The following is a 16,459-nucleotide window of genomic DNA, read 5'->3' on the forward strand; positions in this document are numbered from 1 at the left end:
TGTTAATTTTTGTATCACTTGCTCGGACTATCGAAAATCCCCAAACGATGCAGCACGGTCATGATTCGGTAAAAATCGTAGCTACCCTTAGGATCATGCAATACTTCTGCTTGCTGTGCAGCTTGTACTGCCGGTTCTGCCCAAGATGGAACTTTCGCCGGTTTCTCTGTCTCAACTGCCTTGAGCCTTACGTTCATCTGCTGAATGGTATTGCTTTGCTCCGTTAGCAGTTTCATCGCAGAAGCATATTGCTTATTAAGCTGCTGAATCTGCTCTTGTGTTTTTTGCAGCTCGGCCGTTAATTGTTCGATTTTCATACGTTCCTCCTCTGGACTAGGCACATCATATTGATAGAGCGAGTTCTGCTCCATAATGGAAATGAGCTTTTTCGGATAATTGGGGTCTGTGGCATAGCCCCCTCTCCAAATCTCGGTCGCAGCCGTTTTATAATCCGCCCACAATACGCCATGGTAGCGCTGCGGCTTGTCACGTGTGCCGTTCAAGATCAGCCGGGTATGATCGGCAACCGATTCATTCCAGCTGTTGTACTTACGAAACTGGGCATTGGTCGTATAGGGCGTCTGCCCCCGGTATTCGGTTGTCTGCATGGTGACGCTTCCCGCCGGCCCCGTTCCTTTGATGCCAAACAGATTGTTCGCTTTTTGCGTTAGACCGCTCAATCCCCAATTGGATTCCAGGATTGCCTGAGCAAGCGTAAGCGAAGCAGGCACCCCGTACTGACGCATGTCCTGATTGGCTATAGGTGCCAGCTTGGCTATAAATTCAGAGGGTTTCATCCTTTTTCTCCTCCTTTCGTGCGGTTGGCTTATCTCCTTCTTCGGATTTGATCTGGAATACCTGTACCACATTACGCAGGGACTGGGGGATCGGTATCCCCATTCTCCCAACGTTCTCAATAATAGACAGCAGCTCATTCGCGAGATAGAAGAAGATCACGGTATTCTGAAAATAATTCATCTCCCCCAGCACCTGGTCCACCAGATGCATCAGGGCAATGATGAGAAATATGGTCATTTTGCGTGCAATCCCAGTATAACCAATACGGCTGCGCAGCTCGCCGTTCATCCAGGCCGCGCCCCATCCGGTCAACCAATCGATCACCACGAACCACAACAACAGATGCATCGGCAGCGACCATCCGCCCCAGACGTAACCTGTCACGGCCCCCGTCCCCGCCACCAGCATCTTAAACAGTTGACCGATGTGCTCATACATAATTGTTCCTCCTTTATATGGTTTTGAAGTTGTGAAAAAGCCCTCGGAGGAGCCGAGGGCTTGGAGTGAAGTTATTCATAGCTGCTATAACAGAGATAAACCTTTTGGGCAGTACACCACTTCGCCTGCGGATCATGCTTCCGATCGCTGTTGCCCACAGATTTTCCTGAAAATTTATGGATAGGGTTAAAATCCGTGGACAAAGGCGACCGCTCCGCTTCTACAGCATGATTCCGCCTTCTTCGTTGAAGTCTTCTGTAGAGTAATTCAAAGCAGCGTTTAGTAAGCCTCGCCAGTGATGACTTCATATTTTTCGGGAGTGATCACGCCAAACGCAACATATTGTCTCAATTGAGGCTTCTGCGCCCACTTCTTTTCATAGTAGTACTTCAAGCGCTCAAAATCGTTCTCAAACATCGTCTTCCGCTCCTTTCGATCAGCTATTCTCAAGTGATAACAACCGTAATTCAAGCCCCACAATTTGAGCGCCCTGCGCCTCATTTTGCTGACGTAGCTCCATGGCCTCGAGCTCCCGCGCAACCATCTCAGAACCTAAGCGATCCACTTCATTAAGTTCCTGTGGTTGAGGTCTAGTTAGCTCCTCGATTTCTTCCGGGGTTAGACCTTCGATCCATAACGTCGGTTGCATCGGTGCTTGATAGATTGGCGGCTCCCCTCGTTCTTCCTCGGGTAATGCTGACCACTGATCATATTCTGACTTAAACGCGTCTTTAACGGAGCTTTCCGTATCCTGGTACGCCTCCCACGCCGCCAAGTCGAAGCGCGGACGGTACAAGCCAGGAATAACCGGGATACCTACGATAAATCCGGCGATTTCCAGTTCCGGCGTATCCTCCGGCTGCTCGTCTTCTGGTGCTGTCTCTAGTTCAACTTCGCCCGGATCAGTGGGCAGCGTCGGAATAACCGGCGCATAAAAAGGGACGGCACCGGAAAAGGCATCGTCCACGAGCGTATCCTCTAAATAGAGGCCGTCTGTATTTACTTTGGGTACGGCTTTCATGTGATACCTCCTTATTCTAAAGTGAAGGGCGGTATATTTAAGGACAACCAAGACGCTGGCTCTGATAGTGTTGGTCCGTACATATACGTAACTGCCCCATCGGTTCCAATTCTAATTCTAGTTACTTGCTCGGGGAACGTTCCGCTATAACAAATCGTTACAAATGTAACATTTTGATTTGGTCGATATCCTTCTGGAAGGTAAAATAGGTTACTGGGAGAACTCGCCCCCTTTTTTACTAATCCCCTAAGATGTACGAAACCCTGGGAGTCTTTTCTGTACTGTATCGTCGGATATCCGAGGTATTCCGCACCATCTGAATAAGGCTCCCACCCATTCAACAACGTCGGAGTAATCCATCCCGGTTGATCCTTGTCCACCTTCTTATTCATCAGCACGGATACAGCGGACGTATTCTGATGCACTGAATCGGTCAGCTCTTGAAGTACAGACTTTTCGTTAGCTGCGTATGATCCGGTGAATGGGACGATTGGCGACTTGTCCAGCATCAGGTACGTGACGGAATAGGTTGCGGAAGGATTATATTTATCTACAGTAGTATAAGCATAACTTTTTCCGTTAACTGTTGTTCCTGCCTCTGCTTTTCCAATCAACCACCGAGGATCTTTACTCCCATTGACGAATACAGCCGTAATAAGCTCGGTTTTATTTGACAGAATTGACGATGAGCCAGATGATGCGTAGTAATCATTTATCCGTGCGTATGTGTCTAAACCAGATGAAGGCTTAACATTCTCCCTCAGCACAAGACCCGTTCCAACCTCGATCTGGTTGTCGCCTTCATTAAACGTCAGCATACCTTCGGAAACGATAGGCTCGATCGTTGGCGTGGCGAGTTGGTATACGAGTTGGTAAGGCCTCCAGTTTGGAGCTTGGGTTGTTGGTAACGTTGCTGTTGGTCCTGTGAAGGTTCGGGACACTCCATCAGAGCGATAACACCAAGCTTTCGAGCCAGTACCGTCATATACATTTCCTGGCGGACTATCCGGCCCAGCGTTCCCATTTGCAAGTGAGCCGTCATACATGACCCAGCCCATAAAATACGCCTTAATCTCGTCAGGCGTCGGCGTGTAGTTGTCGCCCCATCCGCTGTCTGAGCTTCGTATTTTTAGATAAACTATTCGTTTACCAGCTTGAGGATAGATTGCAGCCTCATCTACCACTGTTTTGGAATGCCAATCTTTTATAGGTATAATTTTACCATCAAACTTTGTTGCAGTTCCTATACCCGTGACATAATTAAGATCATCAGATTCAAAGTAAACACTTTGGTATCCTGCTTCTTTTTGACTACCTCGTATCCACGGAAAGGATCCATCTAAAATAAGCTTTTTCCACTTCGCCAGCTTGAAATACTGACCGTCCTTCTCGAACACTTCGTCGGCATTCGCGCCTATCACCGGATTGGCGTATAAGTCCGTTTGCAGTGCGAGCATTGAGTCTTCGCGTGGTTTGAACGGTTTAGGCGTGGAGCCTAGTGTAAGCATCGGATTTTTGAAGTGATAAGCTCCGTTTATTGGTGCGCTATAGACATTAGAAGCATATATTCGGACAGTCGTTTCATTTATATTGGTAAAAGTTGCCGATTGCGCAGACGTATTATCTAGTATAGTTGTTTCTCTGATGAGATCTGTCACTGATAAATAACCGTTATGCTCTGCGCTAAATGTGTACTTTGTATTGGCTGGCAATTTCATGTCAATATAATAAAAAGCGTTTTGGGAATTAGTAACTTTAAAGTAAGCTGCATAAGGTTCAGTTATTGAACCTTCTGTGATTCCTATAGGAGTCCATTCATAAAACGGCGGCAACAGATTCTCCCCGTACCGGATCGCATACGGATTTCGTACAGGCTTAACACTATCGACGTACGGATACTCAGCGTCGACTTGTTCTGGTGTCATACTGCCAAGTGCGGTGTACTCCTCGGCAGATATCTCATATATTCTAAAACTATCAAAATATGCAAATTTACCGCCTGTTCCTACTAAATATCCATGCAAATACATGGTTGTAACTCCATTCATTTCGTCAGGGCTTACTCTGATAAAGGACGTCTCGAATTTATGAGCGGATGTTACTGAATTACCTTCCAAGCTGGCTTGGTTGGGTTGCAACTCTAAGTAAAGCTTTCCTTCCTCAGAATCACCATTCTTCACATCTAGTGCCATTAAATAATATTTAGTTTTATCTATCAGAGGACTAATTAATATTCCTATTGACGCAAAGTTAGAGTAATTTCCGTTGCTTGTAACCTTTACTGATGAATTTCCAGAAGTGAAGTTAGTTTTATCTAGTGTAAGTGTAGCACCATTTCCATTAGGACTTTGAAGAGTTTCAAAATTCCCATCCCGCCCCAACAAATTCACCAACGTCCGACCTTTAATCCCGCTCAACTTAAAAGGCGCGCTCCGCTCCGCGTTCACGTTCTGAAGCCCCGGCTGCAGTATGACTTCCCTGCGCTCTTCCGTGTCCAGACGCTTTTCCAATGCGCCGATGGCCTCGCTGCTTTCACCCGCGAACCGATCTACGGTATCCGCGTTCTGATCAATATACTTCTCCAGATCGAAATACGTCGTGGACGGCGAGGTTCGATCGATTTTGTTCAACCTGATATTCGGCGTAACCGGATTCGTCATTTAGGCTCCTCCTCCCAACAATCTGTCTTGTGTCGTTGCTGATATTTCCTCAAAGGTCATGCCCTCCACTTCAGCTATGGTGAGATAACGTAGTGCGTAATCGACCGCAATATGCGCTGGTTTGATCTCCTCGATGGCCGATTTCAAATCACTTAAATTCGGCGGGATGCCCAGCGTATCTTGAAAATGAATCGTCACTTTATACTCCGCTGGCTGGACGGATACCTCGATGCTGCCCCGCTCATAGGCTTGCGCCACATTTTTGAGCATGCTGGCAGACACCTTGCCGCTCCCCCGCATCTTCGAAATGATGACCGAACGACGCTGCTCGATCGGCTTGGAGAGGTTCACCGGAATGTTCAAGTCCTGCTCGAACCGGGATAGCGCCCACGTAGCGGTTTCGGGATAATACTGGTCCAACTGATCCTCCAGTTCCTGCACCAACTTGTCCAACTCAGCCCCTTCGACTCCGGCAATGGCTTTCATTTCTCGAACATCGTGATAAAAGGACGGCAGGTAACCCAGCCAGGCTTCGGCTTTACTCATCGGACTGTCACCGTCCCTAAGACAGCTACCGCTTCCGGTTCAATCGGAAGGCTTTCCGTACCTCCGTTTACGGTCAATACCTCGTAGTCGATGACTGCTGGTATGTCCAAAATCACGTTGGCAATCCGGTTATACCGGACCAACGGGTCGGACATAGCCAGGTCTTTCAGATACTGGCGCACCCCCTGCTCAATCGCTTCCTGCACGCCATCCATGCCGGCTCCATCGAGCAGCGTAACCTGTACTTCAATATTGACAGGCACTTCAGCCGCCCCAACAACGGTGACAACCGAACCGACAGGAGCTGCGCCTTCCCCCATGCCATCCATGGTCGGATCGATATACTGCTGCACCGATTCCACAACGGAAGGCGTAGGCGATCGCATCTCGTTATCCAGCAGCACCACCTTGACGGTGCCCGGACCATTCCATAACGGAAAAGCCTTGGCCTTGCCAACCCCGGCTTTCTCCCTCGCCCACAGTTCATACTGATTCCGGTTTGCACTGGTCACGGGCCGGGAGATTTTTTCGCGGTATCGGTCATATAACGCTTCGTCCGACTCGGTATCTTCGCCTGGCACCCAGAGCTCCATTAGCTCTGCCTTCACCAAGCCTTCGACGTATTCCAGCGGAAGCAGCGCGCCGAATCGGCGGTTGCCTTCCTTCCCGCTTGTCTCGCATTCGAGAACATATTGCCCTGCATCCAGACGAGTGATGACTTTGTAATTCAGCGGATCCAATGAAAAACGACTCCCTAGAGGCACATCTACCGCGGTACCGTTATTGCCTGAGAAGTGTCCCAGCAGCTGTGCTTTTGTAGCCTGCTTCCGGGTCAGACCCGACCATGCAATACTCCGATCCAAAAATTCGCCCGAGGCCGTAGCGGCAAATTTCAAGTTCATGGAGTACCCCAATTCCACATACATCTGGGCAAGCTCAGCTGCAGAAGGTGCCAACGCATCGTAGATGATGCTGCCTTCCCTTTTATCCATTCCATCCGGAATACGGTCCATCATCCGCTCCAGAATTGCTTCGTACGTCTGTTCCTCAACCATCCTCTCTCACCTCCTTGGTCATATTGAAAGCCCCATACACGCTTCGGACCGTAAATTCCGCCACGGCCTGATCGCCCACAAAGGTAATATTCATATCATCTACCGACAAAATGCGGTCATCCTGCAGCAGCGCTTCCTTGATGTGCCGTTCGATTTCAGCATAGGCCCACAGTGGGTCGCGGCCAATGACGGAGTCCAGCTCCTGCCCATAGTTACTGCTGTAGATCAGATGTTCAAAACGGCGTGTCTGAAGGATTTTTACGACAGCCTGTTTAACGGCCTCAAGACCGTCAATGTGACCGGATATCGTACCTTCCTCCAGATTTAAGTCATACGTCAGACTAGGCTGCTCCAGTGTTTCCACGATCTCGCTACCCGGTTGCAGCGTTCCTCCCTGCGGAATCATGACGGCTTCACCAACCGATCCAGCACGAGATACGTTTGCCCGCCCTGGTAACGAATGAGCAGCACCGTATCACCGATCTCCAGCCCTTTTCGAATTACATACTCCGCGCCGCCAATGTTCAACTTGTACTCGGTCATTGATTCTCCGATAACTAAAAAATCCTCCGTTAGGCTGAAACGCTGATCCACGTTCACCTCGAGAGGATGTGTTGATGTGACTGTGCCATACAGCACCGCCATCGGGTTTGTGCTTCCCACGGCGCTGAGACTGGCTTTTTTGATAATATCCAGCATCACTACTTACACCACCTTCATATTCAGCGACATCGTGTGCGTACCGTCCGAAAATTTATGCGTACACTCATCGATGAGATAAGGCTTCAAGCCTTCTTCTGGAAGATTCACATAGATCGTGTTTCCGGCACGAACCCGCAAATCTCCAATAGCCTCGATCGACAACGTCTGCTGCTCCCTGTTCTTCAGCTCCAGCAAGTTCTGTGCTAACTGCTTCAATTGAGCGGGGTTCATGTTCTCGTCAGCAACCTCATACAGCTGGAGCAGCCCCCACTGGGCGATGTTCTGCCCATGCTGGTAAACATACACGTCCCTCTTCCCCGTTTCCTTGTTGTCCCGCACGACTTTGATGCGGTTGTACGTCTCGTTGTCGATGCTTTTTTTATATGAAAAATCCGTCATGAGGCTGTCTTCTCCCACCGCGAGCATAAGCAGCATGTCGTTAATGTTGGTCAACGTCAGTTCACCGTACTGATCGTAAAACATATAGTACTGCTTGGTCGCGATCAACGTGGCCTCCAGAGCCTTGCAGATCATATCGATCAGTTTTTTGTCCGCTTCCAGCATAGCAGGGATCGTATGGCCGGTATCGGCAAGCGTGCCTGTCTTCAGATTGAAATCCTTGGCAATCTTCCGAATGATATCCTCCACCTTGGCATTCGTGAACCGGTAGGTGTCGTTGCTGGACAGGTAACGCAGCTGGTCATACGCCATCACCTTGACCTCAGCATCCATACCCCACTCCTTGGAAAAAACATAGCCATAAAACAGATCCTTATTATCCTTCCGAAAGCGCACAATGTCGCCGTTTTCCACTTCGAATTCCTTGCTCTGTGCAAGACCATCGTTCACATAGTTAATATCCAGACTCGCTGGCTTCGCCTGACGGCTTGTTTTCCAAGTGATGTCGGTTACGATCTGCCCCAAATCCCACACGCTTCCGTTCTTGCGGTCAATCATCAGTTCAATCATGGCGCCACCTCTTTAGGGAATCTTGAGAACCCGGCCTATAGCCAGCTTCCGGACTTCATGGTCCTTGATTCCGTTCAGTTTTTGGATGTCCGCATGACGGGAACCGCTGCCGAGCAGCTTTTGGGCAATGCTCCACAGGGTGTCACCTTTGGCAACCGTATAGGAGGTTGGTTTTTTGCGGTCATCCGGCCGGTCTTTCTTCTTCACGGCTGCCGCTTTTTTGTCTTTTATCGGTACCACCTTCCGAGCCCCATAAAACACATAGCGTTTGAGCGAAATCGAGAACTCGATATCTTCCGGCGATCCGGACATCGTATTCCAGTTGAAACTTTCGATGGAGGCCGCCATGTTGATGCCAAAAGACTTCATGGCCCGCACCACATTCTTACCGTCCGTACCGCTCAGCGGATCGGGAACGAGCCCCGTCATGACAAAACGCACAGGTCTCCGGCTCTCCATCCAGCCCTTAATGGTATTTACGTAATCGATCGGCAGCTTCAGCTCCTGGTCAGACCCCAGATGGACAAAAGGATACACCCTCCCTGGAAAAAAGCTTTCAAACGAGATTTCCGTCAGCTTCGGATGCAGAATCGCATTCACTTCGCCAAGCCCCGCTACCGTATAGGATTTGCCTTCTCCGCTATCCTTCACGTCAATCCGCTCAGGGTTCACCGGAAATCGGAAAACCTCCTCCTGGTTATTGAAGCTCAGAAAAAATCCATAATCGCTCATGCTACAGATACACCCCCTCGGCACTGGACACAAACTGCTCTTCCAGCGTCCGGTTAATTCTCGACATGATCGTATCCAGATCGGCCCCGGAGTTAATATCTCCTGTTGTCATCTGCACGGTAGGCGTCAGGGTAATCATATTGCTGATCGCATTCACTTCTGCCAGATCACGCATGATTTTCAGATCCTCGCTCGCCACGTCCACCGAGTTATCCACTTTACCAATGGAATCAATGCTTCCACCCGCAGGGGCTACCGGGATTGGGGCCGTTGCCATGGCGGGCATGGACGGAGTTGGGGCTGTTTTTGGAACGGGAACATCGTATCCGGTTTTCCCCATATTGTACTGTTCCAATAATTCCTCGTTGCTCTTGCCCGTGTCCTTAGCTGGCATGAATTGATTTTTGAACTTATCTATAGAGAAATCTTCAATATAGTCTTGCCCTTTATCCTTGAATTTCGTAAAATCCGCCTTATATTCAATCTCCGCAATTTGCTTGGTATCAACGCCAAGAACCTTGCCAAAAAAGCCCGCTACCGCGTTAACACCTTTAATGATCCCGTTAATAACTGAAATGACCGTGTTAACCGTGTTTTGCGCCAGATCGACAATGAAACCAAATACGTTGCTAAATATCTGCTTAAGGCCCATAGTCACCACTTGCCAAGCCCCGAATGCGGCCATCGCAGCGATAACTAAAGAAATGAACAGCATAAGAGGATTAGCCTTAACCACCATATTAAATAATCTCATTGCACCTGCCGCTATATTCGTAACCGTAGCCATCACAGTTTGTGCCGCAGTAAACGCGTAAGCTGATATTCTTCCCATAATCATCCCTGCATTTAACATTGCAAAAAAAACACCCACTAAAACGATAACAGGAAGCAACCCCATAAATATAGTAACCAGATTCCATATAGTGTTACCGACACCAGCAATCGTAGCTTTAATGAATTCCCAGGCTGGAGGGATCATTTGCGCTACCCACAAAAACCCCTCAGCAATTACGGTTAATCCTATGGATATAGCATCAATAAAAGGCTGGAAAGTCCCGTTTTCAAAAGCTGCATTCAACATATCCAGAATTGGCATGATTGCAGCTAATGCGCCACCCCCCATCTGAACAAAAGAATTGTTGACGGATCCCATTAGTTGCTGCCACTTATTAACAGGCGAATCCAGCATGGCATCCATAGCTTCCTGTGTCATGCCTGATTTTTGCAGAAGTTTGTCCATGGATGAAAGAAATGCAGTAAAATTGCCTTTAGATGATATGATTTCTGCATTAAAGCTTTTAATCTGGGAATCAGGAATATTAAAATCTTTAGCTAGAGAGCTGGTATCGCCACGCATCGCACTCATAATCGCCCCTGTTGCATCTTTTGAACTCTTGCCGTCTGTTGATAGTGTGCTCATTCGATCAGCGAAGCCATTTAATTGCGCAATTTGATCTGAGTTTTTAGTCATTGACATGAATGTTAAAGCATTATTTAACGAATCATTAACATCCAACCCGGTTTTTAATGCATTCTGTTTAATGTTTTCGAATATAGCTGAACCTACCTCAGCATCACCAGTCTTAACTTTAAAGAAGTCTTCCGTTACTTGTTCTTTTGCTGCTGGAATAATCGTCATTTTCGCAACAAAATCGGCCGCTTTATATGCGGATTTTAACAATTTAAAAGCATTCCCAAGCTTACTGGCTTTCTTTTCCCCTTGCTCAATCCGTTCATTAAGCTGCTCTTGTTCTGCTGCTGCCTCAGCAATTTGATCAACAGTTTGTTGAAAGCTGTTTTCAAGCTGTAACAGCTGATTGACGATCATTTCATTAGCCAAATTATTTAAGCGCATGAGTGCATCCTTTACACTCGCCATTCCCTCACCCCCTTTTCTACAACCTATCTCCGCTTCCGGACTCGCTCACGCTTCTCCTTCTCCACCCGCATCGAGATCATGGCATAGATGGCGGCCCGTTCCCGGACCGTCATCGCCATGAGCTGGTGAGGAAGGATGTGCAGTTCATGGAGGGCGTAGTACGCATAGTTCGCATCACCGTCGCCCTCTTTAATTAGTTTTTTACGTCATCCACCAGTTCGTTCATATCCCGGTCAAAACCGTTTAGGGCTTGTACCCGCTCGCCAAGCGCGGCAAATTCGCCGGGCAGCAGCATTTTGCGGAGCAGGGATTCTGCACCGAGCACGCCGTATGATTTTTGCAGCTCGCTGTTTTTCAAATCCGGGTAAATAACGCTGGATGCCATCAATTTCGTCATATAGTCATTGGGGTCAATTTCTGGCGTAAATACACCGTTCTTGCCTTTGACCTTACGGGTAGCCGCTTTGCGGCACTCCTGATTCTCTTCCTCCGTGATGCTGCGCAGCTTCCAAGGCACAGGACTCCCTTCAGCATTCTTAAAACGAACAGAGACCACGAATTCCTCTGTGATCTCCGCAGACGACTGCCCAGCAAAAAACATACTAAAATCACTCATATTCCTTCCTCCTCATTCAATGTTAAGTATTAGGCCAATGGATTAAACGGCGTCTCAATCCGCACATTCTCAAACGTGAAAGCTACTTCTTCCTCCAGCGCCTCCGCTTCGGTGTCGAGAGAAGCCATAATCACGCTGTCGAGGTTGACCCCTTCCAGAATCACCGTCTGACGCCCCGTCGACGAGCCCGGATCCTCGTTACGCACTTCGATCATGAAGTAAACGTCTTTGCCTGTCTGGATATATTCCATCATCAGCTCGCGGAACAGTGAGGTCACATAATAAATGGTCATCGTGCCGCTGCCCTTCCAGCCAATGGCTTTATGCTGTACGGCGCGCTGGCCCATCGTTTTCAGCTCGGCTTTTTCCTTCTCCACCGTAGCTTCCAGTGTTTTAATGTAGAACATTTCCTCCATACGGTCGCCAATTTTGACGAATGCCTTGCCCTCTTGCCCGGAAATCGTGTCGTTTGCCCGCAAAAATGCCATCTTAGACCACCTTCACTTTCATGTATACTTTTTCAATCGCATCCACTGGCTGTACCTTAATGTCCACAAACAGCACATCGCCTTCTGTGCCCGGCGTCACCACAATATCCTCGTTCGCATCGAAATTCTGGATGGCCCCGATATTCTGCAGAGATGCAAAATACGCCGCACATTCCGCCCAGAACAGCGTCCGGCCATCTACATTGTTGTCTACCTTACCGATATAAGACTTCTCAAAAATGAGCTTTAAGTCATTCGCAATGCCATCCAGCACGCGGACCACCCGATTTTTAGAAAAATGCCGCGCTTTGGCCGGCTCAATCGAGGTAAAGCTATTAATATCCTGCTCCACCACGGCCTTGCCGCCGCTGTAGTTGAACAGAAACTCGCCCTTCGTGAGCGCCGTTTCAATCTCCGTATGGCTCAAGCGAACATCGGTATCCACCGCTTCATCGTAAGCCGCGTACGTCAAAGATTCATTGACTGCTGCCGCTGCCGTGGCGCCAGTGACCCAGGCAACTGCCTTCACCTTGTCCACGACAGTGCCGTCGGTGAGAACAACGCCGTTTTTTACGCTGATAATACCTTCATAATCTGCAGCCGAATAATCAGACAGCACAGTTTGAACCTTCTTGCCTTCCTGCTCACGAAGACGCTTAACGAATGCGGTATACAGAGACTTGAGCGTTGGGTCACCCGACAACAGACCTACAGTCTGGAAGTCTTGGACCTCAAGCGCGGCAAGGAAATCCACATGCTCTTGGTTCGTTACGGTGCCGTTCGCGCCTCCTGTGAGAGCAAACCCAGCCGTTGCAGTTAGATCACCAGTATCCGGTGCGAAAGACACGTACAAGTTAGGTTCCAGCTCGGCCGCACTGGCTACAAGCTGTTTTTCTACGACTTTGCCGCTGAGCAGAGTACTGACCACAAACTTGCCAGGATCATCCACGGCGTTCTCAACAACGATCTGGATGTCATTCCCACGTTCGCCGCCGTAAAGAGCAGTTGCTTTCAGTCCGGCAACAGAACCTGCAGCTTGAGTGCCGCTATTTAAGCGGTACAACAGAAGCGTGCCAGCACGCTTAAGTACTTCTTTTACCGAGAGCAACTGTGGTGATGTGATATCATAACCCAGCACCTCAACCAGATTGGTACCTGGTTTGATCGTCAGGATTTTATGGGGCTCTCCCCATGGAAGGGTCAAGCCCAACGCCGCAATCCCCCTTTCACCTACGCGCCCAATCGGCTGCTCCTGCGATGAGATTTGGGTGTATACGCCTGGTCTTACTTTGTTAGGTGTTGTCCATGTTCCTCCGGCCATTTAGATGACCTCCTTTTTCAAAAATGTGGTTAATTGGTCCTTCGCTTGCTGTACGGTGTACGTCTTGCCCTCTTCGAGAATGGCGTTCAGCACATCCTTCTCGCGATTACTGAATTGATTGGATTGTGCCAACTGTTGCTTGTTGAACGCTGGTGCTGTTTCTTTTTTACTCATTTCAATCCGCCTCCCTGTTTCAATGTTTGCATCTTCATGTCGGTCTCTTCCTGATCCGTTGTCATCTGAATGACATACTCTGCGCGAAAATATCCTTCTCCCGTTGCCCCATCCTTCCCAGTTGGCCGCTCCCACGCCACTGAGGAAGCACGACATGGTCGACCGCCAACATCTAGTGAAGTCAACGCTTCTAGCATTTCGTCCATGATCGTTGCCACTGGCTTCCCTTCCATTGGTCCGTAAGAGATGTGGAAACGAAAACGAGCCGCATATCGACTTGTCGATATCGGCTCGAACTCGGCTAGGGTTAGTTCAGTTAGGAAGTATGGGGCTGGTGGTAATGATGCCGCATCCTCTTTAGAGATGAGGGAGATGTCTATAAATTTCATTTGTAAGACGCTTTTCAGAGAAGTTTGCATTTGCTGAACAATCATATCTATTGTTCCTCTCTTAAATGAATGTCTGCCTGTCCTTTATTCAATTTGATACAGAAAAAAAGCGGGACCACTCTAAGGCATGAGTTAATATTATTTTGTCGGTACAAGATCCGGACAGATAACATATGCATAACCCAGAACCTTTTCGTGATCATCTGGCTGCATCAGGTAAGTTGAGACGACTTGATCAATAGTGCCCTCGCCCTCATTTACCCGAGTAATGCAGGCATTAGCTACGACTCGCACCTGAAAATCTTTAAGCATCAGCAATCACCTTCCCTCTCCCTCATGAAAATAGGATCTCGGTAAGCGTCATTTCGACGTCCGAAACCCTATTTTTCAATGTTTCGTTTTCTGTTTTCAGGGAGGTCAACTGCTCCGTAAGCGGCGGTTGTGGCTCTTGAGGCGTCTCTGGATCGGTCGGATCAGGATAATTAAACAAAGGCTTAAGTGTTCCCAAGTCAATCCGTGTTATTACTCCACCTTGTGCATAATCTTCAGCATACGCCCCATACTCTAACTGTATCATCCCCACTGTCTCCGGTACTCGTTCATGCAAGGAGCGGTACGTCTCAAAATCCTGCTCCAACGTGGTTTCCACTACCCACCCGGTTCGCTCTCCTGTATCTTGAATCACTTCACCTGTCGCTTTCAGATAATATAGGCGTCTACCTATTGCGTTATTCAATGTGCCCAAGCCTCCCAGTAAATCTGATTATTTCGCCAATTGTAATTTTTAACCTCAAATCCGTTATTTCTGATGAGATTATCTGTAAGGGCACTCCCAAACCCTGACATCCCCCATCCGTCATTAGTTGTATCCGGGGTAATAAAACCATAGACGCGACGGATTGGTTCGTCGAAGAGAAAACAAGCAGTAAATCTGCCCTCGTCGTTAGAATATTGACCGTACAGTTTGACCATTTTGGGTCGAAAGGCCAACCCACTGACGTACACTTGCCCCTCCGAAGCATAAAGACTGCCCCCCGCATACTTGGAAACCTTAATCATCCAGATTTTTTGGGCAAGGACGGCATTCGAATCATTCGCCGTAGCCAATACACCTTTAGCGGTAATCTCATTGGCTATGACTTGCTTTTCGACTGTGGTCATACGTTCCAAAGTGCCTTGAATGCCAAGGATAGCTGTATCTTTAGGTATGTTTTCAGGCTTTAGGGTTGGTGCCGGGGCAGTTACCCACGTTTCTCCATTATAAAATCCGTGTGGAGGGCGGATAAAGACCCGATCCCCAGCCCAAACAGTTGATTCAAGTCCTGGCATATGATTGTTTTCAGCGCTTCGGTTCGGCATCTGACCCGGTTTTTTAACACCATCGTCGTACCCTGAGTATCCCGCGACAAGCATGTTCGGATCGAGCACTGCGTCTGCTGTATCAACTACCGTAGATTTTCCCGCCACACCGAAAATATTGACACCTGATCGAATATTACCCGATGTAAGATCAGGGTCATACGCTTGGATAGTTACCTGTGAACCAGGCGGGTAATAACCACTGTCTATATCAACGTATGTGTCAACGTAGGCGTCCCCGTCTGGATTCGACCATAATCCGGGTTTAAACTGATTTCCTCTCTTGGGCATAGTGCCCGTCATTAAACCGTCTTCCCCCGGAAACGTTTTACCCTCTAACACATCCCCCGGTGCTGCTGTTCCTACCTCACCCCCTTCACCCTGTAAAATAAAAGCCTGACCATCATATACCAATGTGTAGACGCCATCCTGCTTAAAACTGGCAGAACTGCCGCTTGTTTTAAGCACTGGTTTGGCCCCCAAACCATTAACGTTGAGCATTGGGGCTCCGGTGCTTGCAACGTTGATCTTTACTGTAACTCGAATCCCAGCTGTAAGGCTCGCCGGGGCAGGCTTTAGATTAACCTCATATTCGTTCGCTTTAGACTGAGTCGTTACCCCGTATCCTCCTGTTCTCCCCACAGCCTCATCAACCTTATCCCAGTTCTCATTCAGCATCGTCTCGATGTTAAAGGTCTCATTGCCATCCACCATCGGGTCTTTCTTCAACAATCCTAAATTCGGTGTGTTACTGGACAACTCAAACACCTCCTGCAAATTTGTTTAATGGCGTTTGGCCCATGTCCAACAGGGTCATCACGTCATGAATATCGCGTATCAGCAAGTAGTTGAACGCATACGCCACCGCCAGATGCGCCGGCTTGATCTCCTCGATCGCAGCCTTCAGATCCTCCAGATTCGGCGGGATGCCGAGCGTATCCACGAATTTAACCGTGAAGCCCCATTCCTCGGGCTGAAAAGATACCTCAACCGTGCCGCCATCGTAAGCTTCCGCCACATTTTTCACGAGCGCACCGGAGAAGGTTCCCGCTCCACGCAGCTTGGACTCCAGCACCGCCCGCCGCTGCTCAATCGGCTTGTTCCGGTCGGTTGGAATGCCAAGTTCCATTTCCCAGCGCTCCAGGCCCCAGGTCGCTGTACGGACAAAGAACTGATCTGCGGCTGAGTTCAGCGCTTGGTAAAGCGCGTCCAGTTCGCTGCCCTTGGCATCCATATCGGCTTGCATGACGCGAGAGGTCTCGTAATAAGCCGGAAGATAAGAAAACAGCTCGCGACCCCGCAAGCTGTTCAT

20 protein-coding genes are annotated in these 16,459 nt (G+C 48.7%); all 20 read right to left on the reverse strand.

All coding sequences use genetic code 11. The features are described 5' to 3' along the window. Positions 1–14: 14 nt before the first annotated feature. On the reverse strand, positions 15–797 hold the full coding sequence (locus AB4124_RS04835; RefSeq protein WP_441971445.1) for a glycoside hydrolase family 73 protein: 783 nt from the start codon (positions 795–797) through the stop codon (positions 15–17). Next, positions 784–1,236, reverse strand: coding sequence for a phage holin family protein (locus AB4124_RS04840; RefSeq protein WP_441971446.1), 453 nt, complete (start codon positions 1,234–1,236; stop codon positions 784–786). The genes AB4124_RS04835 and AB4124_RS04840 overlap by 14 nt, the downstream gene beginning before the upstream one ends. A gap of 279 nt (positions 1,237–1,515) precedes the next feature. Further along, positions 1,516–1,653 (reverse strand): XkdX family protein, encoded by a 138-nt coding sequence (locus tag AB4124_RS04845; protein WP_441971448.1) that lies wholly within the window; start codon positions 1,651–1,653, stop codon positions 1,516–1,518. A 19-nt stretch (positions 1,654–1,672) separates the two neighbouring features. Beyond that, positions 1,673–2,257, reverse strand: a complete 585-nt coding sequence (locus AB4124_RS04850) for a hypothetical protein (protein WP_441971449.1) — start codon at positions 2,255–2,257, stop codon at positions 1,673–1,675. An 11-nt stretch (positions 2,258–2,268) separates the two neighbouring features. Next, a complete protein-coding gene (locus tag AB4124_RS04855; RefSeq protein ID WP_441971450.1) occupies positions 2,269–4,917 on the reverse strand; it encodes a hypothetical protein in 2,649 nt (882 codons plus the stop codon). Further along, a complete protein-coding gene (locus tag AB4124_RS04860) occupies positions 4,918–5,463 on the reverse strand; it encodes a YmfQ family protein (protein ID WP_441971452.1) in 546 nt (181 codons plus the stop codon). It lies immediately after the preceding gene. Next, complete coding sequence (locus tag AB4124_RS04865; RefSeq protein WP_441971454.1) at positions 5,460–6,518, reverse strand: baseplate J/gp47 family protein; 1,059 nt, start codon at positions 6,516–6,518, stop codon at positions 5,460–5,462. The genes AB4124_RS04860 and AB4124_RS04865 overlap by 4 nt, the downstream gene beginning before the upstream one ends. Continuing rightward, entirely contained in the window at positions 6,511–6,924 is a 414-nt protein-coding gene (locus AB4124_RS04870) for a DUF2634 domain-containing protein (RefSeq protein ID WP_441971455.1), read from the reverse strand. Before AB4124_RS04870 ends, AB4124_RS04865 begins: the two co-directional genes overlap by 8 nt. Continuing rightward, a complete protein-coding gene (locus tag AB4124_RS04875) occupies positions 6,921–7,217 on the reverse strand; it encodes a DUF2577 domain-containing protein (RefSeq protein ID WP_441971648.1) in 297 nt (98 codons plus the stop codon). The genes AB4124_RS04870 and AB4124_RS04875 overlap by 4 nt, the downstream gene beginning before the upstream one ends. A 6-nt stretch (positions 7,218–7,223) precedes the next feature. Then, a complete protein-coding gene (locus tag AB4124_RS04880) occupies positions 7,224–8,189 on the reverse strand; it encodes an XkdQ/YqbQ family protein (RefSeq protein WP_441971457.1) in 966 nt (321 codons plus the stop codon). Between the two features lie 12 nt (positions 8,190–8,201). Beyond that, complete coding sequence (locus AB4124_RS04885; protein ID WP_441971458.1) at positions 8,202–8,921, reverse strand: LysM peptidoglycan-binding domain-containing protein; 720 nt, start codon at positions 8,919–8,921, stop codon at positions 8,202–8,204. 1 nt (position 8,922) lies between these two features. After that, positions 8,923–10,800, reverse strand: a complete 1,878-nt coding sequence (locus AB4124_RS04890; protein WP_441971459.1) for a hypothetical protein — start codon at positions 10,798–10,800, stop codon at positions 8,923–8,925. Between the two features lie 193 nt (positions 10,801–10,993). After that, complete coding sequence (locus tag AB4124_RS04895; protein WP_441971461.1) at positions 10,994–11,416, reverse strand: phage tail assembly chaperone; 423 nt, start codon at positions 11,414–11,416, stop codon at positions 10,994–10,996. 29 nt (positions 11,417–11,445) lie between these two features. Further along, the gene (locus tag AB4124_RS04900; RefSeq protein WP_430111902.1) at positions 11,446–11,904 is read right to left on the reverse strand and encodes a phage tail tube protein; all 459 of its coding nucleotides are present in this window, start codon (positions 11,902–11,904) and stop codon (positions 11,446–11,448) included. Position 11,905: 1 nt separating this feature from the next. Next, complete coding sequence (locus tag AB4124_RS04905; protein WP_441971463.1) at positions 11,906–13,225, reverse strand: phage tail sheath family protein; 1,320 nt, start codon at positions 13,223–13,225, stop codon at positions 11,906–11,908. Continuing rightward, a complete protein-coding gene (locus AB4124_RS04910) occupies positions 13,226–13,399 on the reverse strand; it encodes a hypothetical protein (RefSeq protein ID WP_441971465.1) in 174 nt (57 codons plus the stop codon). Then, entirely contained in the window at positions 13,396–13,833 is a 438-nt protein-coding gene (locus tag AB4124_RS04915) for a phage tail terminator family protein (protein ID WP_441971467.1), read from the reverse strand. Before AB4124_RS04915 ends, AB4124_RS04910 begins: the two co-directional genes overlap by 4 nt. A 289-nt stretch (positions 13,834–14,122) precedes the next feature. After that, a complete protein-coding gene (locus tag AB4124_RS04920) occupies positions 14,123–14,524 on the reverse strand; it encodes a hypothetical protein (RefSeq protein ID WP_441971468.1) in 402 nt (133 codons plus the stop codon). Further along, positions 14,521–15,906 (reverse strand): hypothetical protein, encoded by a 1,386-nt coding sequence (locus tag AB4124_RS04925; protein ID WP_441971470.1) that lies wholly within the window; start codon positions 15,904–15,906, stop codon positions 14,521–14,523. Before AB4124_RS04925 ends, AB4124_RS04920 begins: the two co-directional genes overlap by 4 nt. 1 nt (position 15,907) lies before the next feature. Then, entirely contained in the window at positions 15,908–16,459 is a 552-nt protein-coding gene (locus tag AB4124_RS04930; protein WP_441971650.1) for a YmfQ family protein, read from the reverse strand.

The sequence above is a fragment of the Paenibacillus sp. 2KB_20 genome, assembly GCF_052115765.1.
GTDB lineage: Bacteria > Bacillota > Bacilli > Paenibacillales > Paenibacillaceae > Paenibacillus_AQ.